Origin of the sequence: Acidovorax sp. NB1 (assembly GCF_005405905.1) — a bacterium.
Taxonomy (GTDB): Bacteria; Pseudomonadota; Gammaproteobacteria; order Burkholderiales; family Burkholderiaceae_C; genus Acidovorax.
The window spans coordinates 267,546-290,482 of record NZ_BJHU01000035.1; the positions used below are offsets into that span (position 1 = coordinate 267,546).

General features: G+C 66.0%; 23 protein-coding genes. 9 read left to right on the plus strand and 14 right to left on the minus strand.

What is annotated here, in order from left to right:
- Nucleotides 1-265 precede the first annotated feature (265 nt).
- The 3 genes from pstS (at nt 266) to AvAM_RS18795 (ending at nt 3,704) form a co-directional block, all read left to right on the plus strand.
- Nucleotides 266-1,336, plus strand: coding sequence for a phosphate ABC transporter substrate-binding protein PstS (gene pstS / locus AvAM_RS18785; RefSeq protein WP_137748473.1), 1,071 nt, complete (start codon nt 266-268; stop codon nt 1,334-1,336).
- Nucleotides 1,337-1,425: 89 nt separating this feature from the next.
- Nucleotides 1,426-2,979 (plus strand): CYTH and CHAD domain-containing protein, encoded by a 1,554-nt coding sequence (locus AvAM_RS18790; RefSeq protein ID WP_137748474.1) that lies wholly within the window; start codon nt 1,426-1,428, stop codon nt 2,977-2,979.
- Nucleotides 2,980-3,035: 56 nt separating this feature from the next.
- Nucleotides 3,036-3,704 carry a 3'-5' exonuclease gene (locus AvAM_RS18795; protein WP_137748475.1) on the plus strand — a complete coding sequence of 223 codons (669 nt, stop codon included), beginning with the start codon at nt 3,036-3,038 and terminating at the stop codon, nt 3,702-3,704.
- 85 nt (nt 3,705-3,789) lie between these two features.
- Here the strand turns inward: AvAM_RS18795 and AvAM_RS18800 are convergent, their stop codons facing one another.
- Nucleotides 3,790-5,886, minus strand: coding sequence for an NADPH-dependent 2,4-dienoyl-CoA reductase (locus AvAM_RS18800; protein WP_171012332.1), 2,097 nt, complete (start codon nt 5,884-5,886; stop codon nt 3,790-3,792).
- A 55-nt stretch (nt 5,887-5,941) separates the two neighbouring features.
- Here AvAM_RS18800 and AvAM_RS18805 point away from each other — a divergent pair, with 55 nt between their 5' ends.
- On the plus strand, nt 5,942-6,574 hold the full coding sequence (locus tag AvAM_RS18805) for a TetR/AcrR family transcriptional regulator (protein ID WP_137748476.1): 633 nt from the start codon (nt 5,942-5,944) through the stop codon (nt 6,572-6,574).
- A gap of 9 nt (nt 6,575-6,583) precedes the next feature.
- Here AvAM_RS18805 and AvAM_RS18810 read toward each other — a convergent pair whose 3' ends face one another.
- Complete coding sequence (locus AvAM_RS18810) at nt 6,584-6,805, minus strand: SlyX family protein (protein WP_137748477.1); 222 nt, start codon at nt 6,803-6,805, stop codon at nt 6,584-6,586.
- Entirely contained in the window at nt 6,805-7,995 is a 1,191-nt protein-coding gene (locus AvAM_RS18815; RefSeq protein ID WP_137748478.1) for a PLP-dependent aminotransferase family protein, read from the minus strand. The genes AvAM_RS18810 and AvAM_RS18815 overlap by 1 nt, the downstream gene beginning before the upstream one ends.
- Before the next feature lie 127 nt (nt 7,996-8,122).
- Between AvAM_RS18815 and AvAM_RS18820 the strand changes: the two genes are divergently transcribed.
- Complete coding sequence (locus AvAM_RS18820; RefSeq protein WP_137748479.1) at nt 8,123-8,602, plus strand: GyrI-like domain-containing protein; 480 nt, start codon at nt 8,123-8,125, stop codon at nt 8,600-8,602.
- Nucleotides 8,603-8,654: 52 nt separating this feature from the next.
- Here the strand turns inward: AvAM_RS18820 and AvAM_RS18825 are convergent, their stop codons facing one another.
- Both AvAM_RS18825 and AvAM_RS18830 read right to left on the minus strand, forming a co-directional pair.
- Nucleotides 8,655-9,632 (minus strand): tripartite tricarboxylate transporter substrate binding protein, encoded by a 978-nt coding sequence (locus tag AvAM_RS18825; protein WP_137748480.1) that lies wholly within the window; start codon nt 9,630-9,632, stop codon nt 8,655-8,657.
- Nucleotides 9,633-9,712: 80 nt separating this feature from the next.
- A complete protein-coding gene (locus tag AvAM_RS18830; RefSeq protein WP_137748481.1) occupies nt 9,713-11,185 on the minus strand; it encodes an amidase in 1,473 nt (490 codons plus the stop codon).
- Nucleotides 11,186-11,308: 123 nt separating this feature from the next.
- Between AvAM_RS18830 and AvAM_RS18835 the strand changes: the two genes are divergently transcribed.
- Together AvAM_RS18835 and nth are read left to right on the plus strand one after the other, a co-directional pair.
- Nucleotides 11,309-12,274: a LysR family transcriptional regulator gene (locus tag AvAM_RS18835; RefSeq protein ID WP_137748482.1), complete on the plus strand. Its 966-nt coding sequence runs from the start codon at nt 11,309-11,311 to the stop codon at nt 12,272-12,274.
- Nucleotides 12,275-12,276: 2 nt separating this feature from the next.
- Entirely contained in the window at nt 12,277-12,924 is a 648-nt protein-coding gene (nth, locus tag AvAM_RS18840; RefSeq protein WP_137748658.1) for an endonuclease III, read from the plus strand.
- Between the two features lie 89 nt (nt 12,925-13,013).
- Here nth and AvAM_RS18845 read toward each other — a convergent pair whose 3' ends face one another.
- The 8 genes from AvAM_RS18845 to AvAM_RS18880 form a co-directional block, all read right to left on the minus strand.
- Complete coding sequence (locus AvAM_RS18845; protein ID WP_137748483.1) at nt 13,014-13,406, minus strand: type II toxin-antitoxin system death-on-curing family toxin; 393 nt, start codon at nt 13,404-13,406, stop codon at nt 13,014-13,016.
- A complete protein-coding gene (locus AvAM_RS18850) occupies nt 13,403-13,627 on the minus strand; it encodes an AbrB/MazE/SpoVT family DNA-binding domain-containing protein (protein WP_056169497.1) in 225 nt (74 codons plus the stop codon). Before AvAM_RS18850 ends, AvAM_RS18845 begins: the two co-directional genes overlap by 4 nt.
- A gap of 53 nt (nt 13,628-13,680) precedes the next feature.
- A complete protein-coding gene (locus AvAM_RS18855) occupies nt 13,681-14,427 on the minus strand; it encodes an aspartate/glutamate racemase family protein (RefSeq protein WP_137748484.1) in 747 nt (248 codons plus the stop codon).
- Between the two features lie 23 nt (nt 14,428-14,450).
- A complete protein-coding gene (locus tag AvAM_RS18860) occupies nt 14,451-15,233 on the minus strand; it encodes a GntR family transcriptional regulator (RefSeq protein WP_137748485.1) in 783 nt (260 codons plus the stop codon).
- A gap of 13 nt (nt 15,234-15,246) precedes the next feature.
- Nucleotides 15,247-16,140 (minus strand): ABC transporter permease, encoded by an 894-nt coding sequence (locus tag AvAM_RS18865; RefSeq protein ID WP_137748486.1) that lies wholly within the window; start codon nt 16,138-16,140, stop codon nt 15,247-15,249.
- 1 nt (nt 16,141) lies between these two features.
- Nucleotides 16,142-17,056: an ABC transporter permease gene (locus tag AvAM_RS18870; RefSeq protein WP_137748487.1), complete on the minus strand. Its 915-nt coding sequence runs from the start codon at nt 17,054-17,056 to the stop codon at nt 16,142-16,144.
- Nucleotides 17,057-17,230: 174 nt separating this feature from the next.
- Entirely contained in the window at nt 17,231-18,523 is a 1,293-nt protein-coding gene (locus AvAM_RS18875) for a PotD/PotF family extracellular solute-binding protein (RefSeq protein ID WP_137748488.1), read from the minus strand.
- 60 nt (nt 18,524-18,583) lie between these two features.
- On the minus strand, nt 18,584-19,654 hold the full coding sequence (locus AvAM_RS18880) for an ABC transporter ATP-binding protein (protein WP_137748489.1): 1,071 nt from the start codon (nt 19,652-19,654) through the stop codon (nt 18,584-18,586).
- A 249-nt stretch (nt 19,655-19,903) separates the two neighbouring features.
- On the opposite strand from AvAM_RS18880, the gene AvAM_RS18885 reads away from it, so the two are divergent.
- A complete protein-coding gene (locus AvAM_RS18885; RefSeq protein ID WP_249368229.1) occupies nt 19,904-21,046 on the plus strand; it encodes a GGDEF domain-containing protein in 1,143 nt (380 codons plus the stop codon).
- Nucleotides 21,047-21,063: 17 nt separating this feature from the next.
- Here the strand turns inward: AvAM_RS18885 and cobT are convergent, their stop codons facing one another.
- The gene (cobT, locus tag AvAM_RS18890; RefSeq protein WP_137748490.1) at nt 21,064-22,128 is read right to left on the minus strand and encodes a nicotinate-nucleotide--dimethylbenzimidazole phosphoribosyltransferase; all 1,065 of its coding nucleotides are present in this window, start codon (nt 22,126-22,128) and stop codon (nt 21,064-21,066) included.
- Between cobT and AvAM_RS18895 the strand changes: the two genes are divergently transcribed.
- Nucleotides 22,127-22,915, plus strand: coding sequence for a class I SAM-dependent methyltransferase (locus AvAM_RS18895; protein ID WP_137748491.1), 789 nt, complete (start codon nt 22,127-22,129; stop codon nt 22,913-22,915). The two genes, cobT and AvAM_RS18895, sit on opposite strands and share 2 nt — an antisense overlap.
- Nucleotides 22,916-22,937 lie beyond the last annotated feature (22 nt).

A 22,937-nucleotide genomic window follows, 5' to 3' on the forward strand; every position in this document is an offset into this window, starting at 1 on the left:
CGCCATCGGCGTTCGGTCTACAGGGCAAAACGGGCGTGGTTGTGCCACTCCTTGATTCAGCCGCCATTTCCGGCCACGGTATGGCCATCGGAGAAAGATACTATTTGTTTCAAATGACAAAACCATGACGCGGCGACAAGACCTTTTTTGCCGGCAACACCTTCTGGAAAGATATTATTTTTTGATAAGCTCCCCGCCTCTCAGGCTAGGCACTGCAGAGCTTCGATAAAGACAAACACATTCAAAACAAATAACAGAAAAATCCATGAAATATATTTACACCCTTCTGGCACTCTCATGGTGCCTGTTGCTGGCGGGCCCGGCGGGCGCACAGGCCGTGACCGGTGCGGGCTCCTCCGCCGCAGCACCCATCTACCGCAGCTGGGCCAAGGCCTACACCAAGGCCACGGGCGCCAGCGTGGCCTACGACTCGGTGGGCTCCAGTGCGGGCATGAAAAAGATTCAGCAGCAGGCGGTGGGCTTTGGGGCCACCGATGTGCATCCGTCCGACAAGGACCTGATCGAGCACGGCCTGATTGCCCTGCCCGTGGCCATCACCGGCATCAGCCCCGTGGTCAACCTGCCCAAGGTCCAGAACGCCCAGCTGCGCCTGACGGGCGAAGTGCTGAGCCGCATCTTCATGGGCGAAATCACCCGCTGGAACGCCCCCGACCTCACCGCCCTGAACCCGGACACGCCACTGCCCGATCTGCCCATCAAGGTGGTGGTGCGCGCCGATGGCTCAGGCACCACCTATAACTTTGCGGATTACCTGGCCAAGATCAGCCCGGCATGGAAGGCGTCGTTTGGCGTGAAAACCAGCATCAAGTGGCCAGATGGCCATCTGGCCTTCAAGGGCAGCGAGGGCGTGGCCAAGGGCGTACGCGACACCGTGGGTGCCATTGGCTACGTGGATTTTGGCTATGTGGCCGAATATGGTCTGACCTCGGTGCAGATGAAAAATGCAGACGGTGTTTTCGTCAAACCCTCGATCGATACCTTCAAGGCCGCACTGGCCAACAGCGAATGGGCCGCCACCGGGGCCTTCAACAACACGCTGACGCAGAAACCCGGCAAGTCCGTGTGGCCCATCACCATGGGCACATTTGTGGTGTTCCCCAAGGTTACCCAGCAACCCGAGCAAACCAGTCAGGCACTCAAATTTATTATCTGGTCGTTTGTGAATGGTGACACCCTGGTCAATGAAAACAATTTTGTGCGCCTGCCCGACCGGGTGCAGGCTGCGGCTTTCAAGGTGATTACCTCCGTCCGCGATCAAAAAGGCACGCCCTTGGGGCTGAGTTTGATTTCTTCTTCTGCGCCTTTTTACCAATAAATCAACCCATTATCAAATTGCTGATGGTTATTTTGAAAATCCTATTTTCATTGCCCAAACATAATCCAGCCTGAGCACCGCAGCCATCCATGGAAATCGAGTTCAAGTTCTGCATTCCTCCCGAGCGGCTGGCCGCCGTGCAGGCGGCCGTGCGCCGGGGCCGGTGGACACCGGTCCGCATGGAGGCGCGCTATTTCGACACGCCCGATGCGGCCCTGTCGTCCCGGGGCATTGCCTTGCGGCTGCGCCGCGAGGGCACGCAGTGGGTGCAGACCGTCAAAGCCCTGGGCCAGGGCCCGCTGGATCGGGAAGAACACAACGTGGTTCTGGGCGACACCCCACCGAGCCTCGCGCCCCGCCCCGAGCTGCATGCGGGCTCAATCGCCGGTGCGCGGCTGGTGGCGGCGCTGCAAGCGGCCCAGGGCCCTTTGGCAGAAACCTATGGCACCGAGATGGACCGCGTGACGCGGGACATCGCTTTCAAAGGGGGTGTGGTGGAACTGGCGCTGGACACCGGGCGGGTGGTGGCCCACCGGGGCACCCCACAGCAAAAAGAAGCCCGCATCTGCGAGCTGGAGCTGGAACTCACCTCCGGGCCCTTGGCGGGGCTCGCCGCCCTGGCGACCCGCTGGGCCACGCGGCATGGGCTGTATCTGAGCACGGTGTCCAAGGCCGAACGTGGCGAGCGGCTGCTGGCAGCGCAATGGACCCGGCCTGCCACCAAGGCCAAGGCCATGGTCGCCCATGCTGCGGGCCCCGCGTTTTGGCAGGGCCCAGCCCTGCAGCGGGCCGTGGTGGCCCATTGCCTGCAACAGGTGCTGGGCAACAGCAGCGAGATCGCAGAAGGCACGGGCACCGAAGAGCATGTGCACCAGCTGCGCATTGGCCTTCGCCGCCTGCGCACGGCCCTGCGCGAGCTGGCGCCGCTGGCCCCGGGCCGCTTCGACCCCGCATGGGAGAAGCCCCTGGTGGACGTGTTCCGGCGTCTGGGCGCGCTGCGCGACCGGAGCCAGGTGCTGCAGTCCATCCATGCCCGCTTGCGGGCCGCCGGTGCGCCGCCCCTGGCCGAACCCGACACGGCCACGGCCGACGCCGCGAGCACGTGCACTGGTGCAGCCGACATCGTGCGCACCGCCGCATTCCAGACCGCCCTGATCGGCCTCATGGCCTTCACGGCCCAAGGGCATGCGCCCGTTGCCGAAGCGCCAGACGCGGGCGAAGCGGAAGCCCTGGGCCCCCAAGACACCCGCCGCCTGCTGCAAAAGCGCCTGCGGCGACTGCACACACAGGTGCGCCAGGGCGCGCAGGGGTTTGCGGCACTGACGGTACAGAAGCAACACCGCCTGCGCAAACGCCTCAAGCGCCTGCGCTACCTCGCTGAATTTGTGGCGCCCACGCTGGATGCCGACAGCGCCGCGTTTGTGGACAGCCTGCAGCCCGCACTGTCGGCCCTGGGCCAGCTCAACGACGAGCGCGTGGTCCAGGGGCTGTATGGCGACCTGGCAACCACCTCCAATGCACCAGGAGCCTGGTTTGGCCTGGGCTGGCTGGCGGCGCACCAGGCCCCGGCGGTGGCAGCCTGCGAACAGGCCCTGTTGCACCTGGCCGACGCGCCCCGCCTGCGCAAAAATGGCGTGCGCTGAGCGCTGGCGCGCAGCCGCACGGCAGTGCGCAGACAGGAGCACGGCACAATGCCTGCATGACGGCCACTCCCCCCGCTCGGCGCCAGCACTCGGCAACGCGCCCATCCCACCACCCCACGCCTGACAAAGACCAGATCGCCCTGCTGGAACCCTTTGAACGCCTGGGCACGGACCGCATTGCACTCGTTTCCACCCCCACGCAGGCCGACAAGGCCTGCCATGCCCTGGCCGCTGCCCGCGCCTGGGGGTTTGACACCGAATCCAAACCCACCTTCGTGCAGGGCGAGCAGTCGGACGGGCCCCACATCGTGCAGCTGGCCACGCTCGACCACGCCTGGGTCTTCCAGCTGCACGACCCCGGCTGCCGCGCGCGTGTGGCCGAGCTGCTGGCGCTGCGCGGCGTGACCAAGGCGGGTTTTGGACTGGGCGACGACACCAAACGCATACAGGCCAAGCTGGGGGTGCAGCCCAGCGATGTGCTGGAGCTGAACACCGTGTTCCGCCAACGCGGCTACCGCAAGGACATGGGCGTGAAGGGGGCGGTGGCCGTGCTGTTCAACCGGCGCTTCATCAAGTCCAAGAAAGCCGCCACCTCCAACTGGGCCAACGAAAAACTCACCGAGGCCCAGCTGGTCTACGCCGCCAACGACGCGTGGGCGGCACTGCGGGTGTTCCACGCGCTGCAGGCCCCTGTGGGGTCCTCAGTGGCCTCAAGCAACATCTGATTGCTATAAATTAAATAGCTTAAAAGGCTTACCCATTGCGCGCAGGGGGCATTTTTTAATCATAAGAAAGCCCCCGCCAAGCGCCCTACAGGCGCGCCGCCAGCCGCGCCGCCTGGTCGATGGCGCGTTTGGCGTCCAGCTCACCCGCCTCCAGCGCACCGCCGATGAGGTGGGGCTTGCGGCCCTGGGCCTCCAGGTCCTGCGCCAGGCTGCGCAAGGGCACCTGGCCCGCGCACAGCACCACGGTGTCACACGGGATCCAGGTCGGGTCTTCGCGCTTCTCGCCGTACGACACCAGCAGCCCTTCGTCGGCAATGCGCTCGTAGTTCACGCCGCCCACCATCTCCACCGATTTCATCTTCAGCACCGTGCGGTGGATCCAGCCCGTGGTCTTGCCCAGGCCGCCGCCCAGCTTGCCCTTCTTGCGCTGCAGCAGCGTCACCTGCCGTGCAGGGGGCGTCACGCGCGGGCCGCTGGCGGCCAGGCCACCGCGCGCCTCGGCCGGGTCGGTGATGCCCCACTCGGCCTTCCAGGCAGGCAGATCGAGCGTGGTGGAAGGGTGCTCGCCGTGCGTGAGGAACTCGGCCACATCAAAGCCAATGCCGCCCGCGCCGACGATGGCCACGCGCTCGCCCACCGGCTTGCCGTGGCGCAGCACGTCGATGTAGCTCAGCACCTTGGGGTGGTCCTGGCCGGGGATCTGCGGATCGCGCGGCAGCACGCCCGTGGCAATCACCACCTCGTCATAGCCCACCAGGTCGGCGGCTTGGACCTTGCGGTTCAGGTGCAGCAACACGCCCGTGTCCTCCACCCGCGTGGCCAGGTAGCGCAGCATTTCGTGGAACTCCTCCTTGCCCGGAATCACCTTGGCCATGTTGAGTTGGCCGCCGATGGCGGGCGCGGCGTCGAACAGATGCACCTCATGCCCGCGCCCGGCGGCCACCGTGGCGGCCGTGAGGCCTGCGGGCCCGGCGCCGACCACGGCCACGCGCTTGCGCGACGACACAGGGCGGTACACCAGCTCGGTCTCGTGGCAGGCGCGCGGGTTGACCAGGCAACTGCTGGTCTTGTTCTGGAACACATGGTCCAGGCAGGCCTGGTTGCAGGCGATGCAGGTGTTGATGCGATCGGCCCGGCCCTGCGCAGCCTTCTTCACAAACGCCGCATCGGCCAGCAGCGGCCGCGCCATGGACACCATGTCGGCGCAGCCATCGGCCAGCACCTGCTCGGCCACCTCGGGCGTGTTGATGCGGTTGGACGTGACCAGCGGCGTGGCAATGCCTGCCGCCGCAAACTCGGCCTTCATCTTCTGCGTGACCCAGGCAAACGCTGCGCGCGGCACGCTGGTGGCAATGGTGGGCACGCGCGCCTCGTGCCAGCCGATGCCGGTGTTCACGATGTTGGCGCCGCCCGTGGCCACGGCCTTGCCCAAAGTCACGATCTCGTCCCACGCGCTGCCGCCAGGCACCAGGTCGATCATCGACAGGCGGTAAATGATGATGAAGTCCGGCCCCACGGCCTCGCGCATGCGGGCCAGGATCTCCACCGGCAGACGCATGCGCTGGCTGTAGTCGCCGCCCCAGGCATCGCGCCGCAGGTTGGTGGCCTGCGACAGAAACTGGTTGATGAAATAACCCTCGGAGCCCATCACCTCCACCCCGTCATACCCTGCCTCGCGCGCCTTCACGGCGCAATTGACGAAGGCACGGATCTGGCGCTCCACCCCGCGCGCTGACAGCGCAAACGGCGTGAACGGCGAGATGGGCGACTGCAGGCGCGAGGGCGCCACGGCCAGCGGGTGGTAGGCGTAGCGCCCGGTGTGCAGGATCTGCAGTGCAATCTTGCCGCCCGCTTGATGCACGGCCTCGGTCACCACCCGGTGACGTTTGGCCGCGCCCGAGGTGGACAAGGTGCCTGCAAACGGCTTGGCCCAACCCGCGATGTTGGGCGCAAAGCCGCCCGTCACGATCAAGCCCACATCCCCCTCGGCCCGCTCGCGGAAGTACGCCGCCATGCGCGAGAGGTCGCGCCCATCCTCCAGCCCCGTGTGCATGGAGCCCATCAGCACGCGGTTCTTGAGGGTGGTGAAGCCCAGGTCGAGGGGGGCAAGCAGGTGCGGGTACAAGGCGGCGCCGGGCACGGAGGCAGCGCCTGCAGAGGTGGCAATGGGGGAAGAAAACATGGGAGGATCGTGGACTAGAAATATTTTCTAGAACTTTATTCTAGAATCCCGTTCCATGGCAAGCCGCAATTCCCCGCCCCCCACCGCATCCCCTGCCGAGGCAACCACCGACCGCCGCCAGGACATCCTGAACGCCGCCCTGGCCTGCGCGGCCGAAGGCGGTGTGGACGCGGTCACCATCGACGGCGTGCGTGCGCGCTGCGGGGCCAGCGTGGGCAGCATTTATCACCACTTTGGCAACCGCGACGGTATCGTCGCAGCGCTGTTCTTCGACATCTTTCATGACCAGTCGCGCAGCGTGCAGGCGCAACTGGATGCCGCAGAGGGGGTGGAGGCGGGCGTGCATGCCCTCGTCACGGGCTATCTGGACTGGGTGGTGGCGCAGCCCGAGCGGGCGCGTTTTCTGTTTCAGGCCCGCGGCGCGGTGGCTGCTGGCCCCCGCACGCCCGACCTGGCCGAGGCCGCGCGGCGCCGCAACCAGGCGCTGGTGGCGTGGTTTGAGCCCCACCGCCGGTCCGGCGCGCTGCGCGACCTGCCTTGCGAGCTGATGCCGTCGCTGGTGATGGGGCCGGTGCAGAGCTATTGCAGGGCCTGGCTGTCAGGCAACGCGGCCCAGGGCGGTTTGCCCTCGCCCACCACCTACCGCGCAGAGCTGGCAGACGCGGCGTGGCGGTCTGTAAAAGCCTAGTTCGAGAAATCAGTAATGCGGCGGCAGCTCGTCGCGCAGGTTGCGCGGCGCCACGCCGCCGCCTTCGGGCACTTGCCGGCGCAACTGAATGACCTCCTGCGTGAGCCGGTCGATCAGCTCCTGCTGGCGATAGATGGTCATGTTCAGCTGGTCCAGCAGGTCTTCGGTAAAGCTGGCCTTGATCTCCAGGCTTTCCAGCCGCTCGATGATCTGCTGCTGGGCGTCGTCCATCACACAGCCTGTCCAAGGCGCGCCACGCCTTCGCGGATCTTGTCCACGTCGGCCGTGGCAAACGACAGGCGGAAGGTGGCGTGGTCGGGGTTGGCGCAGAAGAACGGCGTGCCGGGTACAAAGGCCACGCCCTTCTCGATGGCGCGCTTGGCCAGCACGTTGCCGTCGGCCACCTTGCCGCCCGCCCCCGTCAGGCGCGCCCACACAAACAGACCGCCCTGGGGCTGCACAAATTCAATGGCATCGCCCAGCTCCTTGCGCAGTGCGTCGCCCATGGCCTGGGCGCGCTCGGCATACACCTTGCGCACATGGGCCAGTGTGGCGGGCATGCGGCCCGCCTTGAGGTACTGCGCAGCCGTGGCCTGGGCAAAGGTGCTGGTGTGTGCGTCACTGAACTGCTTGCACATGGTGGCCTTGCCCAGCAGCTCGGCCGGTGCAATCATCCAGCCCACGCGCAGGCCGGGCGAGAGCACCTTGCTCAGGCTGCCGCAGTGCACCAGCAGCTCGCGGCTGCCCGGCACGGTGGCCGACAGGTTGAGGAGGCTGGGCGGTGGCGCATCGCCAAAGTACAGGTCGCCGTAGGGGTCATCCTCAACAATCAGGGTGTTGTGCTTCACCGCCATCTCCAGCACGGCCTTGCGGCGCTCCAGGCTCAGCATGGCGCCGCTGGGGTTGCCAAAGGTGGGGATCAGGTACACAAACTTGGGCTTGTGCTCGGCGATGAGCTTTTCCAGCTCGTCGGTCTTCACGCCGTTGCCGTCGATGGGCGCGCTGATGAGTTCAGCGCCGTACAGGCGGAAACACTGGATGGTGGCCAGGAAGGTCGGGCCTTCTACAATCACTTTGTCGCCGGGGCTGATCAGTGTCTTGCCCAGCAGGTCCAGCGCCTGCTGGCTGCCGGTGGTCACGATGAGGTTGTCGGCCGCCACATCCTTGGCGCCCTTGCTCGTCATGAAGGCCGCCAGTTGCTCGCGCAGCGGGTTGTAGCCCTCGGTGGCACCGTACTGCAGCGCGGCGCCGGGTTCTTCGGCCAGGGCGGCGTTGCTGGCGGCGCGGATGCCTTCCACATCGAACATCGCGCTGTCGGGGAAGCCGCCTGCAAAGCTGATGATGCCGGGCTTGCCCAGCAGCTTGAAAAGCTCGCGAATGGCGGAGGTTTCTACGTTGTTCAGGCGGTCGGCAAATTGCATGGCGTGGACAGAAGTGGTTGGCAACAAACCGTGCATTGTCGCCAATTGCCGCGCAGGATTCATGCGGTGTCCGTCCGAGATGGCTCTAAACTGGGTTTTCCCTCCACCGCCATAGCCCCCGCCCGCCATGACCCTGACCATCCGCACCCTGCCCCGCATGCGCCTTGCCACCATGCGCCACACCGGCGCTTACGGCCACCCGGGCCTGACCGAGCTGTGGGAACGCTTTGGCAGCTGGTGTGCCGCCAATCGGCTAAATGACCCGCGCCCCAAGTTCTACGGCTTCAGCCACGACGACCCGGCCTGCACGCCGCCCGAGCAGTGCCGCTATGACGCAGCGGTGCAGATTGGCGTGGGCCTGCGCACCGGGCCCGATGTGCAGGTGATGGACTACGAAGGCGGCGACTACGCCTGCATGCACTTTGTGGGCACAGGGCCCGAGATCGCCGCCGCCTGGGCGCAGATGGGCGCGCCGGGCCAGATCCCCGACGGCTGGGAGTGGGAGCCCCGCGCCGCGCTGGAGATTTACGACGAGGACTTTGCGGTGGACCCAGCCACCGGGCGCTTTCCGTGCTGGCTGTGCATCCCAGTCAAGCGGGCGCGCTGAAACCTGTCGGACGGCGCTGAAAGGCTGATCAGCCAGGTTCCGGCGCCGACCGTCAATCCACCCGGATATCCGCCCGTGCCGCCACGGCGCGCATCAGCGGCAGCTCGCGTTCAATGCGTGCGCGCAGCGCATCGCCATTGCCGCCCAAGGGCGTGAGGCCGATGTCCACCATCTTCTTCTTGAAGTCCGCCGAGGCCAGGGTCTCGGCCAGGGCCTTTTCCAGTTTCTTCTGCACGGGTGCGGGCAGGCCTGCCGGGCCTACAAAGGCAAACCACGATCCCATGTCAAAGCCGGGGTAGCCGCTCTCGGCCACGGTGGGCACATTGGGCAGCAGGGCCAGGCGCTGCGGGCTGAGCGCTGCAATCGCCTTGATCTTGCCGGACTTGATGAGCGGCGTGGACGCCACCACCGTATCCACCGCCAGTTGCACCTGCCCGCCCATCAGCGCCGTGAGGCTGGGTGAGCTGCCGTTGAAAGGCACGTGCATCATCGGAAACCCTGCAGTGGTCTTGAGCATCTCGGCGCCAAAGTGCACCGACGAGCCTGTGCCATAGGAGCCATACGAAAACTTGTCCGGCGCGGCCTTTGCCTGGGCCACGATGTCCTTGAGCGACTGGCCCGGTGTGTCGTTGTGGGCCACCAGCAGCAACCCCATGTCGGCCACCAGGGCCAGGGGCGTGAAGCTCTTGAGGGGGTCGTACGGCAGGTTCGTGCGGATGGCCGGGTTCATCGTGAGCGTGGTGTTGGACCCGAGCAGCAGCGTGTAGCCATCAGCCGGCGCCTTGGCCACCATGGAAGCCGCCACCACCGTGCCCGCGCCGGGTCGGTTCTCGACCACCATGGGCTGCCCCAGACGCTCCCCCAGCGCGGTGGCCAGCAACCGCCCCAGGATATCGGTGGCGCCACCTGCTGCGAAAGGCACGACCAGCTTGATGGGCCGGTCAGGGTAAGTCTGTGCTTGCGCCAGGCCGGGCGCGGCCAGCACCAGGGCACTGAGGAAAAGGCTCGATACGAAGCGGGAACGCAGCATGGTGAAGCTCTCCAGAAAGCACGTTGACAAAAGCGAGGGGGTAACGGTGTGAGACGGAACGGCGAGCGGCCAGGCCCCCATCAATCCAGCAAGGGGCTGCGCTGGCGCGCGTACCCGCTGGCCTGGTCGTAGGCGTGGCCTATCTGCAGCACCGCGGCGTCGGACTGCGCCGGGCCGATGATCTGCAGACCTGCAGGCAGCCCGCTGGGGCCGAAGCCTGCGGGGGCTGCCAGCGCGGGCAGCCCAGCCATGGTGGCGGGCACCACGGCCTCCATCCAGCGGTGGTAGGTGTCCATGGTGCGGCCGCCGACTTCGTGGGGCCAGTCCATAGCGGCATCGAACGGGAAGACCTGCGCAGCGGGCAGCACCAGAAAATCGAACTGCTCGAACAGGCCGCGCAGCACCTGGTACCACGCGCTGCGCACACGGGCTGCGTCGTACACCTGCAAGGCAGTCAGGCGCATGCCGCGCTCGATCTCCCACCGCGCCTCGGGCTTGAGCAGCGCATGCGTGGCCGGGTTGCGATACAAGGCCGCATTGGCACCTGCCACGCTGAAGCTGCGCAGGTCGATCCAGGCGTTCCACAGCTGCTTCAGGTCGAACGCGGGCACCACGGACTCCACCGTGCAGCCAACGGTGCGAAAGTGCTCCAGCGCCTGCTCGCAGGTGGCCAGCACGCCGGGTTCGGTCGGCAAGTGGCCACCCAGGTCGCCCAGCCAGCCGATGCGGGCGCCGCGCCAGTCGCGCTCCAGCGGCTGGCCCAGCAGGGCAACATCCTCGTGGCGGCGCGTGAGCGGCAGGCGCGCATCAAAACCCGCCTGCACCGACAGCAGCAGCGCCAGGTCGGGGATGTTGCGGGCCATGGGCCCGGCCACGCTGAACTGCTGGAAGAACACTTCCTCTGTCGGCCCATGCGGCACCAGGCCGAACGAGGTGCGCAGCCCATACACGTTGTTGAAGGCCGCTGGCGTGCGCAACGATCCCATCATGTCCGAGCCATCGGCCACGGGCAGCATGTGCAGTGCGACGGCCACCGCCGCCCCACCGCTGCTGCCGCCCGCCGATACGGCCGGGTTGTGGGCATTGCGCGTGGTGCCGTACACCGGGTTGTAGGTGTGGCCGCCCAGGCCAAACTCGGGCGAATTGCTGCGGCCGATGAACAGCGCACCGCCTGCGCGCATGCGCTCAAACACCACCGCATCCGTGGCCGAGACCTGCCCGGCAAAGATGGGCGACCCGCGCGTGGTGACCATGCCCGCAGCGGGCATGATGTCCTTGGGCGCCTGCGGAAAGCCGTGCAGCGGGCCCAGGCTCTCGCCGCGCGCCAGTTGCGCATCGCGCTCCGCCGCCTGCGCGTGCAAGACGTCGCGGTCCACCATCGCCACCAGTGCGTTCACCACCGGGTTGAGCCGGTCCACCTGGGCCAGGTAGGCGTCCAGCACCTCGGTGCAGGAGACCTCCCGCGCGTGGATGGCGCGCGACAGGCTGGTGGCCGTAAGGTCCACGATGTGGCTGGGGGTGTCGCCCGAGTTGGTACTGCTTGCAGAAGGCATGGGGGCTGGGGCTGGTGAATGTGTCATTTGCAAGTCAGCATAAGCAGCCCGCTGCGTTTCGACAACCAACGATTTCTGGGGTTATCTTTGCGTTTTTTGCAATCCACACCCCGAAAGGCTCCCATGCTTTCCAGCCGCTTGCAGGACACCGCGCTGCGCTACTTTCTGGAGGTGGTGCGCAGCGGCTCGGTCAGCGAAGCCGCCACGCGCCTCAATGTGTCGCCCTCGGCCGTCAGCCGCCAAGTCGCCGCCCTCGAAGACCTGCTGGGCGTGCCGCTGTTTGACCGGCGCCCGCGCGGCATGGCGCCCAGCGCTGCAGGCGAGCTGCTCGCCGCCCATGCACGGCGCGGCGCGCTGGAGGCCGACCGCGTGGTCTCCGACATCCAGGCGCTGCAGGGCCTGCGCACGGGGCTGGTGCGCATCTGCAGTTCCGCCGGGTTTGCCATCGAATTTTTGCCACGTGTGATGGCGCAGTTCCGCCTGCAGTACCCCGGCATCCAGTTCCACCTGCGCGTGGCCAGCCCGGCGGCCGTGACTGTGGCGGTGCTCAACGGCGATGCGGACATTGGCCTGACCTACAGCCGCTCGGCCGAGAGGGACATCGTGGTGCAGCACCGCCAGGCCGCACCCGTCATTGCCATCATGCGACCCGACCACGCGCTGGCACGCGCCCACTCCGTCACGCTGGCGCAGATGCACGCCTACCCCATCGCCCTGCCCGAGCGCGATAACACCGTGCGCCAGCTGTTCGACATTGGCTGCAGCCAGCGCGGCTTGGTCTTCGAGCCCGCGCTGGTGTGCAACCACTTCGAGACGCTGATGCACTTTGTGCTGCATGGCGGCGGAATCTCCATCTCGGGCGAGGTGACGGTGCGCGACCGGGTGCAGCGCGGCGAGCTGCACGCCGCCCAGATCCGAGAGCCCGGCATGAGCGCCCGCGCCGCCGAGCTGCAGACCCTGAGCGGCCGCACCCTGCCCGCTGCGGTGCGCATGTTCCTGGAGTTTCTGCAGGCACAGCTGCGGGACAATGCGGCACCGGCCACGCCCGCCAAAAAAAGCAAGCCCCCCGCCCCACCCCGCCAACGATGATGATGAAAACCGCCCAGATCGAGCCCTTCTTCGCCACCCTCAAGGCGGCCAACCCTATGCCCAACACGGAGCTGGAATACACCACCCCGTTCGAGCTACTGGCCGCCGTGCTGCTGTCGGCCCAGGCCACCGACGTGGGCGTGAACAAGGCCACGCGCAAGCTGTTCCCCGTGGCGGGCACGCCGCAGACCATCCTGGACCTGGGGCTGGAGGGGCTGGAGGGGCTGGAGGGTTACATCAAGACCATCGGCCTGTACCGCACCAAGGCCAAGAACCTGATGGAGACCTGCCGCATCCTGGTGGAGCAGCACGGCAGCCAGGTGCCCCGCACGCGCGAAGCGCTGGAGGCCCTGCCCGGCGTGGGCCGCAAGACGGCCAATGTGGTGCTGAACGTGGCCTTTGGCCAGCCCACGATGGCGGTGGACACGCACATCTTTCGGGTGAGCAACCGCACAGGCCTGGCACCGGGCAAGAACCCACTGGCTGTGGAACTGCAGCTGATGAAGCGCGTGCCTGCGGAATACGCCGTGGATTCACACCACTGGCTGATCCTGCTGGGCCGCTATGTGTGCCAGGCGCGCAAGCCGCGCTGCTGGGAATGTGTGGTGAGCGAGTATTGCGACTACCGGCCGAAGACGCCTGCGCCCTGAGTCAGCAAATGCGGCATTTAGCTATTATTTTTATAGCTTATAGCGCTTGCTGGATAGGCGGTAGAGCCAAAAAAAACGTTAAGTTTCACTCAACGGACTACGGCATGCTCCCGCAGCCAGGCGGCAAACGACTCTTCGGTGATGTCGCCTGCGGCGACGGCGAGCATGGTCAGCACACACGATGCGTCGTCGGCAGTAAGCGCCCAACCATTCAGGCGCAAAAAAAGCTCTGCTGCTACAAAGCCCGTGCGCTTGTTGCCATCGACGAACGGATGGTTGCGCGAAATGCCGTATCCATAAGAGGCTGCTAGCGCCGCAACATCTGGCGGAGGCTCGCCGTAGTGGCTCAGATGCAGTGGTTTGCCCGAGGCTGAATCGAGCAAACCAGCGTCCCGCACACCCGCACCGCCACCGTGCTCAGCCAATTGCATTTCATGGATAGCGACGATAACGGCACGGTCCAGCCAGACCCACTGACTCATTTGGCCAGCTCGTGCAAGACAGCGCGGCGCTCTTTCATGATCTCGCGCGCCACGCGCATCTGGGCTTCAAATTCAGGGTTATGCGTCGTGATGCGCAAGCCATCGGGCGACTCCGTCACATACAGCTCATCGCCTTTCTCCAACTGCAATCGCGCCAACAGTTCCTTCGGAAAAATAGCGCCGACGGAATTACCGACCTGGGTGAGTTTGAGGGTGTGCATGGCATGCATTCAAGTAATTACAACCGTAATACTAAACTTCCCCCTGGGCACAGTCAAACCGCCCCCGCCCGTCCTAAAGCCGCCATCTCCTGTGACACCCCCACCCAGGCCACATCAAACCCCGCCACCTTGCGCTCCGGTGGCACGGGGTGCGCGCGCAGCGCCCAGGCGGCGCCGGCCACCACGCTGTCGATCACGGGCACCGACACCTGTGACTGCACCGCAGCGGCCATGCCCGCCAGCCCGGCCCCGCCCAGGATGACGGCCTGCACGCCCATCTGGCGCACCACATCTCGGCATGCCTGGGCCAGCAAGGCACGGGCCGCTTCGGGGTCAGCCGCCAGTTGTGCGCCGGTGGGGGCCACGGTGTGAATACCTGCCAGTGCGTGGGCGTGGCCCAGCGCCTGGGCCAGGCGCTGCAGCATGGGGCCCCAGCGCTCGCCGCCGGTGACGATGGCAAAGCGGCCGTGGCGCGCAGCCTCGATGAATGACGCTTCGGCCAGGCCGGTGACGGGCACGGGGCTGCTCTCGCGCAGCGCCATCAGGCCAGGATCGCCAAAGCAGCCGATCAGCACCGCGTCGGGCGGGGTCTGGGGTTGTGCGATCTCATGCGCCCACACATCGAGCGCGGCGTGGGCTGCCACAGCGTAGCTCGCCTCGCACGCGATGTACGGCGCGCCAAAGCGGGCTGTGGCCGTGCGCACCGCCACATGCGAGCCCGCAGCCCCTTGCACATGCCGCTGCAGCAAGGCACTGACATGGGCCGACATGTTGGGGTTGATGACGAGCAGTTGGCGCATGGAGGAAGGATGTGAAAAGCGAGTCAGGCCCCGCCCAGCAACTGCGCCAGATCGGGCGCCTCCGCCGCAGGCGGCGTGAACTCCAGCTGCGATTCGATGCGCGCCAGGTGGGCCAGCATCAGCCGGGGCGCTTCGCGCGCATCGCGCAGGCGGATGGCATCGATCAGCGCCCGGTGCTCGCGGCAGCCGCAGGCGGTGGCCTCTTCGCGGGTTTGGGCGTGGCTGGGGCTGTAGGTCATCAGGATGAGCGAGGTGCGCGAGACCAGCTCGCGCAGGATGCGCCCCAGCGTCTGGTGGCCTGCGGCCTGCGCAATGTGCAGGTGAAAGTCGCCCGACAGGCGGATGGCGCGGCGCATGTCGCCACTGGCACGCGCGGCCTCTTCGTCGTCAATGCAGGTGCGCAGCGCGGCGATGTCGGCATCGGTGGCGTTGGCGATGAACAGCTCCACCAGGCGTGGCTCCAGCAGGCGGCGGGCCTCGAACACTTCCAGCGCCTCTTGCGGTGTGGGCTGGGCGATGGAGGCGCCCCGGTTGGGCGTGAGCGTGACCACCTGTTCATTGGCCAGCCGCACCAGCACGGGACGCACGCGGGTGCGCGAGACACCAAATGCAGCCGCAAGCTTGTCCTCCACAAGCTTGGTGCCGGGCGGCAGCCGGTGGTCGAGGATGGCCGACACCATGCGGTCGTACATGTCGTTGTCGCTGAGCTGGCCTGGGGCCTCGGGCTGAACAGCAGGCTGAGCGGTGGGCTCAGAGGCTGCAACACGCACGCGCCGAGTGCGGGGCTTGGGGAGGGTGGTCGTCATAAGGGTGCCGTTTTTAACCCGAACGGCCCTTGCGCCTGCGGCCCAGTGCCCACACCAGCAACAGCGTCACGCCCATCACTGCGAACGACACCACGGTGGTGACGGTGCCCAGCGCGTAGATGGACGGCGTGGTCACCGTGCTGGTCAGCCCCTGCAACTCCAGCGGCAAGGTGTTCACATCGCCAATGGCCTGCGAGGTGCGGGCGATCTCGTCCCAGCTGAGCGTGAAGCCGAACATGCCAATGCCCACGACCGAGGGCGCAATCAATGGCAGCACCACATGGGCAAAGCCCTGCCACGGCGTGGCGCCCAGGTCGCGCGCGGCTTCTTCGTACGCAGGGTTGAAGCGGTTGAACACCGCAAACATGATGAGCAGGCCAAACGGCAACGTCCAAGTCAGGTGCGCGCCCAGGGCCGAGGTGAACAGGCCGAGCGATGTGCCATAGCCCTCCAGCGCGCTTTCCATGCCCAACCATTCCAGCGCCGCCTTGATGCCGTTGTCGATCAGCCGGAACTCCAGCCCAATGCCCAGCGACACGATGATGGACGGCATGATGAGGCTGGCCACCACGATGAAAAACAGCGTGTTGCCGCCCGCCAGCCGCTTGCGGAACGCCAGCCCGGCCAGCACCGACAGCACCACCGTGCACAGCATCACCGCCACGCCCAGACCGAGGGACCGCCACAGCGCCGCACCAATGTCCACCACGCCCAGCCCCTCGGCCAGCTTGGCGAACCAGTGCAGCGACACGCCCCGCATCGGAAAGGTGAGCCCCCCTTCCGGCCCCTGAAAACTCAGGATGAAGATGACGAACATCGGCCCGTACATGAACAGCACGAACAGCGCAAAGACTATGGCCAAGGGCCAGAAGCTGGCCGGGCGGGTTTCGCGGATGCGGGTGGTCATCTCACAGCTCCTTGCGAATATCGACGAGGCGCGTGAGGCCCCAGATGATCATCAGCACCACGGCCAGCAAGATCACGGCATTGGCTGCCGCCAGCGGGAACTGCAGGTAGGACGTCTGCACCTGGATGATCTTGCCGATGGAGGCGATCTGCTGCCCGCCCATCACGCCGATGGTCACGAAGTCACCCATGACGATGGTGATCACGAAGATGGAGCCGATGATGATGCCGGTGCGCGACAGCGGCACGATCACGTTCCACAGCGTCTGCCAACCACTCGCGCCGCTGTCGCTGGCAGCTTCGATCAGGCTGCGGTCGATACGCATCATGCTGTTGAAGATGGGCACGATCATGAACATGGTGTAGAGGTGCACGAAGGCCAGCACCACAGAGAAGTCGGAGAACAGCAGCCACTCAATCGGCGTTTCGATGAGTTTCATGCCCATCAAGGTTTGGTTGACCAACCCATTGCGGCCCAGCAGCGGCACCCACGAGATCATGCGGATCACGTTCGATGTCCAGAACGGGATGGTGCACAGCACGAACAGCAGCGTCTGCATGCCCGATGAGCGCACATGGAAGGCCAAAAAGTAAGCCACGGTAAAGCCAATCACCAGCGTGATCAGCCACACCAGAAAACTGAACTTGAGCGTGGAGTAATACGTCTTGAGCGTGACGCACAGGCCGTCTGACGCATCGCCACAGCCCGCAAAGATCGACACGTAGTTTTTGAGCGTGAAGCCGGGCAACAGCTCGTACTCATTGAAGTCCCAGAAGCTGACCATCACGATCAGCGCCAGCGGAATCAGGAAAAACAGCGCGAACACTAGCGTGAACGGCGCAGCCTGCCACCAAGCAGCTATGGTGCGGCCAGGAACGGCTGCAGCGAGTAAGGACGGTGTGGTGGTCGTGCTCATGGTGTTTGCATTCAGAAATCAACAGCGCCGCACGCTGCCTTCGAAACCGGCGCGGCCAAAGGCCAGTGCCCCCGTGCAAGGGCCGCCCCGCCGCACCGGGGGCGTCCCCCTCCCGAACCGCGCAGCGGTTCGGGAGAGGGGTGAAGGCGCAAAGCGCCTCAGGGGGTGCACTCCCTACGCCGCAACGAACTCGTTCCACTTCTGCACCATGTAGTTGTTCTCGTCCATCAGCGCATTCCAGCAGGCAATGCCGCCCATGCGTGACTCGTAGCTGCCGCCGTCGCGCACCGCACCGGCCTTGGCCAGCACGTCGCCGTTCGGGCTCTTGATGTCTTGCGTGGCGGGCTTGCCTTCCATCCAGTAGGCCCACTCGTAGGCTTCCATCTTGGACTTGGCGGTCTCCAGCACGGCGCTGTAGTAGCCCTGGCGGTTCAGGTACGCACCTGCCCAGCCGTCCAGGAACCAGTTGATGAACTCGTACGCGCCATCGAGCTTTCGGCCGCTCAGCGTGGCAGGCAGGCCAAAGCCCGCAGCCCATGCGCGGTAGCCTTCTTTGAGCGGCTGAAAGTTGCAGGCAATGCCCTTGGTGCGCACCGCCGTCACCGCCGGGCTCCACATCGACTGGATCACAACTTCGCCCGATGCCATCAGGTTCACCGACTCGTTGAAATCCTTCCACAGCGCGCGGAACTGGCCCTGCTTCTTGGCTTCGATCAGGGTCTTGATCGTGAGATCAATCTCCTTCTTGGTCATGTTGCCCTTGTCGGGGTATTTGTACAGGCCCATGGCCTCAACCACCATGGCGGCGTCCATGATGCCGATCGAAGGAATGTTCAGGATAGCGGTCTTGCCCTTGAACTCAGGGTTGAGCAGTTCGGCCCACGAGTTGATGGGGCGCTTGATCAAGTCGGGGCGGATGCCCAGCGTGTCGGCGTTGTACACGGTGGGGATCAGGCTCATGAACTGCGTGGGCGCAGTTGCGAACTTCTTGGACTTCTCGCCTTCCAGGTAGATCACCTTCTTGGGTGCCGTGCCCTGGTCGCCCACGGCCTTGCCCGCCACCATGCCGGTGGTGAACAGCGTGGTGATCTTGTCGGCATTCTTGATGCGCTTGGTGTCAATGCCTTTCAGGTTGCCGGTGGGCACAATCTTTTTCAGCGAGAAGTATTCGGTGTCGATCAAGTCAAAGCTGTTGGGTGCGGTGACGGCGCGCTTGGTCACGTCGTCGGTGGTCACGGCCACGTACTGGATTTCGATGCCGGTGTCGGCCTTGAACTTTTCGGCAATCGCCTTGTCCTGGTTCACGGCCGTGCCCAGGTAGCGCAGCACGATCTTCTCTTGCGCATGCACGGCCGGGAACACGCCAGCGGCCAGGATGCCCGCCGTGCCAGTGAGCAGCGAGCGGCGCTTTACGCCAGAGGCATCGGAGACAACGACAGGGGAATCAGCACGGGAAGCATCGGACATGGGAAAACTCCTTGGGTTGCGGAAGGGGACGGGTGAAAAAGAGGAGGCGTGGCGAAGTGGTCAGGCAGCCACGGCCATTGCGGGAGCAGGCACGGACAACGGATGCGCCTGATCAGGCGTCCAGTGCAGTTGCACGCCCTGCCCCACCTGGTAGGGCTGCGCGGCAAAGGCGGCTTCTGACACCATCACTGAATAGGCCGCCGTGGCGTTGGCCGACAAGGCCACGCCCTGCTTTTGCAGGCCGACCAGCACGTAGGTGCCTTGGTATTCCACATCGGTCACCACGGCCTGCATGCGCTGGGCACCCCAGGGCAGCTCGGCCTGGGCGGGGGCGATCTGCAGGTGATCGGTGCGCACACCCACCTTGCCTTCGGGCGTGTCGATCACGTTGTGCCCGCCCATAAAGCGCGCCACAAACTCGCTGGCGGGCCGGTTGTAGACCTCGTGCGGGCTGCCCACCTGTTCGATCACGCCGTGGTTCATCACCACCATGGTGTCGGCCAGGGCCATGGCCTCTTCCTGGCTGTGGGTGACATGGATAAAGGTCAGGCCCAGCTCCTTTTGCCAGCGGCGCAGCTCGGCACGCATCTGGATGCGCAGGAACGGGTCGAGCGCCGACAGCGGCTCGTCGAGCAGCAGCACGCGCGGCTGGGTGATGAGGGCACGTGCCAGTGCCACGCGCTGCTGCTGCCCGCCCGAGAGTTCAGCGGGTTTGCGCTCCGCCAGATGACCCAGCGCCACGCGCTCCAGCAGGTCGCGCGCCTTGGCCTGGCGCTCGGCCTTGGCCACGCCTTTCATCTTGAGGCTGAAGGCCACGTTGTCCAGGGCCGAGAGGTGCGGAAACAGCGCAAAGCTCTGGAACATCATGGCCGTGCCGCGCGCGGCGGCGGGCAGGTCGGTGATGTTGCGGTTCTCCAGCAGGATGTCGCCGCTGGTCACTGACTCGTGCCCGGCAATCATGCGCAGCGTGGTGCTCTTGCCGCAACCCGAGGGCCCCAGCAAACAGCAGTAGCTGCCGCTGGCAATGCGCAGGTTGATGGCATCCACGGCGGGCTTGCCGCTGGCATAGCGCTTGGTGAGCGCAATGATTTCGATGGCGGCGGGGGTGGGCGCTGGGTGGGTGCTTTGCATGGGTAATGCCCTACGCAAAGCCCATGCCAACTTTGTACACAATGTTTTATGCACTTTGCATACAAAATGCACCAACACGGCGCAGATTGCTGCCCCATACCGGTCCACAGCCGCGCTGCCCCCTGCCCCACCCCGGGCAAACCATGCACCGAAACAGCGCTGTGCCTTCCAGGTGCGTGGCTATACTGGCTTTGAATCTGAAACAATTTCTTACGTCAGCGCGTTCCTCCCCCTTCTCCTGCCTGCCGCATGACGAACCTCGACCCGCGCTCCATGATCGCCCTGGCGGGCTTCATGTCTGCCGTCATGGCCATGGTGCTGCTGTTCATGCGGCGGCACTACCCGCCCAGCATCCGGGGCGTGGGGGGCTGGGCGGCGGCGCCGCTGCTGTGGCTGCTGTCCACCGTGCTGTTTGGCGCGCGCGGCGCCATCCCTGACTGGCTGGGCTTGGTGCTGGCCAACCAGCTGCTGGTGCTGGGCTCGGTCACCTACTACATGGGCACGCGACAGTTCATGGGCCAGCCCGCCACCTGGCGCACCTGGAACTGGGTGATGGCGGGCACCACGGTCGTATTCGCCTGGCTGACCTACGGGTGGCCCAACTATGCGGTGCGGGTGGGGTTTTTCACCGTGGTGATGGGCGCGTTGTACGCCGCGCAACTGCGCTTCATGCTGCGCCACGGCGGGCGCAACTTCCCGGTACGGCTGGTGGAGGTGATGCTGGGCCTGCACATGCTGGTGCTGGGGATGCGGCTGGGATCTATTCTGGCTGGGCATGCAGGCAACGACCTGATGGAGCCATCGCTGTTCCAGACCCTGTACATCGGTGCCTATGCACTCACCGTGCTCATGCTGTCCATTGGCGCGGTGCTGATGGCCACCGACCGCCTGCGCACCGAGCTGGAACACCTGGCCACCTACGACTCGCTGACCCAGGCCCTCAACCGCCGTGCCTTGCTGCAACGTTGCGAGGACGAGCTGGAGCGCGCGCAGCGCTACGGTAACGGGCTGTCCATCATGATGGTGGACCTGGACAACTTCAAGGCGGTGAACGACACACGCGGTCACCAGCACGGCGATGCGGTGCTTGTGCACTTTGCCGAGCGCACCCGCCAGGTGCTGCGCCGCGCCGACCGCCTGGGCCGCTATGGGGGTGAGGAATTCCTGGTACTGCTGCCGGGAGCCGACGCCCAGGCCGCCCTGGGCGTGGCCCAGCGCATCCACGCCACGCTGGCCACGGGCCACCCGCTGGACTGCGAGGTGAGCATCGGGTTGACCAGCTGGACCGGGCCCCAGGAGACGCTGGACGCCATGCTCTCCCGCGCCGACGCCGCGCTGTACCGCGCCAAGGAAGAAGGCCGCAACCGCACCGTCGTGTGGGCTGAAGCCTGAAAGCAGCGAGCTGCTGTTCAGGCCGTCTGCGTGGCCACACCGGCCGATTCAAAACTCGCCATCTCGCGCAGCACGGCACAGGCCGATTGCAGCAAAGGCCAGGCCAGCGCCGCGCCCGAGCCCTCGCCCAGGCGCAGGCCCAGGTCCAGCAGAGGCTCGGCCTGCATCTGTTCCAGCATCAGGCTGTGGCCCCGCTCGCCCGAGCGGTGCGCAAACACACAGCGCTGCAGCACCTGCGGCGCGATGCGGCTGGCCACCAGCACGGCAGCGCTGGTGATGAAGCCATCCACAACAATCACGCGCCGCTCGGCCGCTGCCTGCAGCACTGCGCCCACCAACGTGGCCACTTCATAGCCGCCCAGGGCGGCCAGAGCATCCAGCGGGCTGGTGGCGCCGGCATTGGCGTCCAGCGCCTGCTGCAGCACCGCGCGCTTGCGTTCGATGCCCGCAGCGTCCAGCCCGGTGCCCGCACCCGTCACCTCGGCCAGCGGCAGCCCTGCCAGACGCGCCAGCAGCAGCGATGCCACCGAGGTGTTGGCAATGCCCATCTCGCCCAGCAGCAAGGCGTTGCCCGGCAGCCCACGCACCACCTCCACCCCGTTAGCCAGCGCCTGGGCGCATTGCTCGGCACTCATGGCCGGGCCGACAGAGGCATCCTGCGTACCCGGTGCCACCTTGCGCAGCAACAGGCGCGGCTGGCCGGGTGCTGCATCGCGCGCAGCAATGGGCTTGGCCACGCCACAGTCCACCACCGTGAGGCCCAGGCCGTGCTGGCGGGCCAGCACGCTGACTGCCGCGCCACCCGCCAGAAAGTTCTCCACCATCTGCCAGGTCACATCGCTTGGGAACGCCGACACCCCCCGCGCGGCCAGGCCATGGTCGCCCGCGCACACCAGCATCTGGGGAGCATGCAGCACGGGGGATTCGGTGCCCAGAATCACACCCAGGCGCAGCGCCAGGCGCTCCAGCAGGCCCAGCGAGCCCAAGGGCTTGGTCTTGTGGTCAATGACGTGCTGCAGGCGGTTGGCCAACGCGGCATCATGCAGGTCAGCAACGGATGGAAGTACGAAAGGTGAGGTCATGGTGATGGAAAACACAAGGAACGCCGTGCACATAGCGGCACAGCAGGGTTTTGAAAAAGAGGCTCAGGCCTATGCGCGCGGCAGGCCGGACTACCCGGCGGCGCTGTCGGCGTGGCTGGCACAGGCCTTGGGCCTGGGCCCCGGCCGCGAGGTGGCCGATGTGGGTGCGGGTACTGGCAAGTTCACCGCTCTGCTCGCAACCACCAGGGCCACGGTGGTGGGCGTGGAGCCCGTGGACGCCATGCGCGCCAAGATCGATGCCCTGCAACTGCCCACGGTGCGCGCCGTGGCGGGCACGGCGCAGGCCATTCCGCTGCCATCCGGCACGCTCGATGCCGTGGTCTGTGCGCAGGCCTTCCACTGGTTTGCCACCCGCGACGCCCTGGACGAATTCCACCGCGTGCTGCGCCCGGGCGGCAAGCTCGGCCTGGTGTGGAACGTGCGCGATGAATCGGTGGACTGGGTGGCCGAGCTCACCTCCATCATCACGCCCTACGAGGGCGATGCCCCGCGCTTCTACAAGGGCGACTGGCGCAAGCCCTTTCCGCACCCCGGCTTCAGCCCATTGGTCGAGACCCGGCTGACCCACGAGCATGTGGGGCCGCCCCAGCAGGTCATCGTGGACCGCTTCATGTCGATCAGCTTCATCGCGGCACTGCCCGACGCCGAGCGCGCCGCAGTGCGCGCGCAGATCGAGGCATTGATACAGCGGCACCCGGCGCTGCGCGGGCAAGACACCGTGCGCTTTCCGTACACCACCCTCGCCTGCCATTGCGAAAGACTGTGAGGCGTTGAGACACACGGTGGCC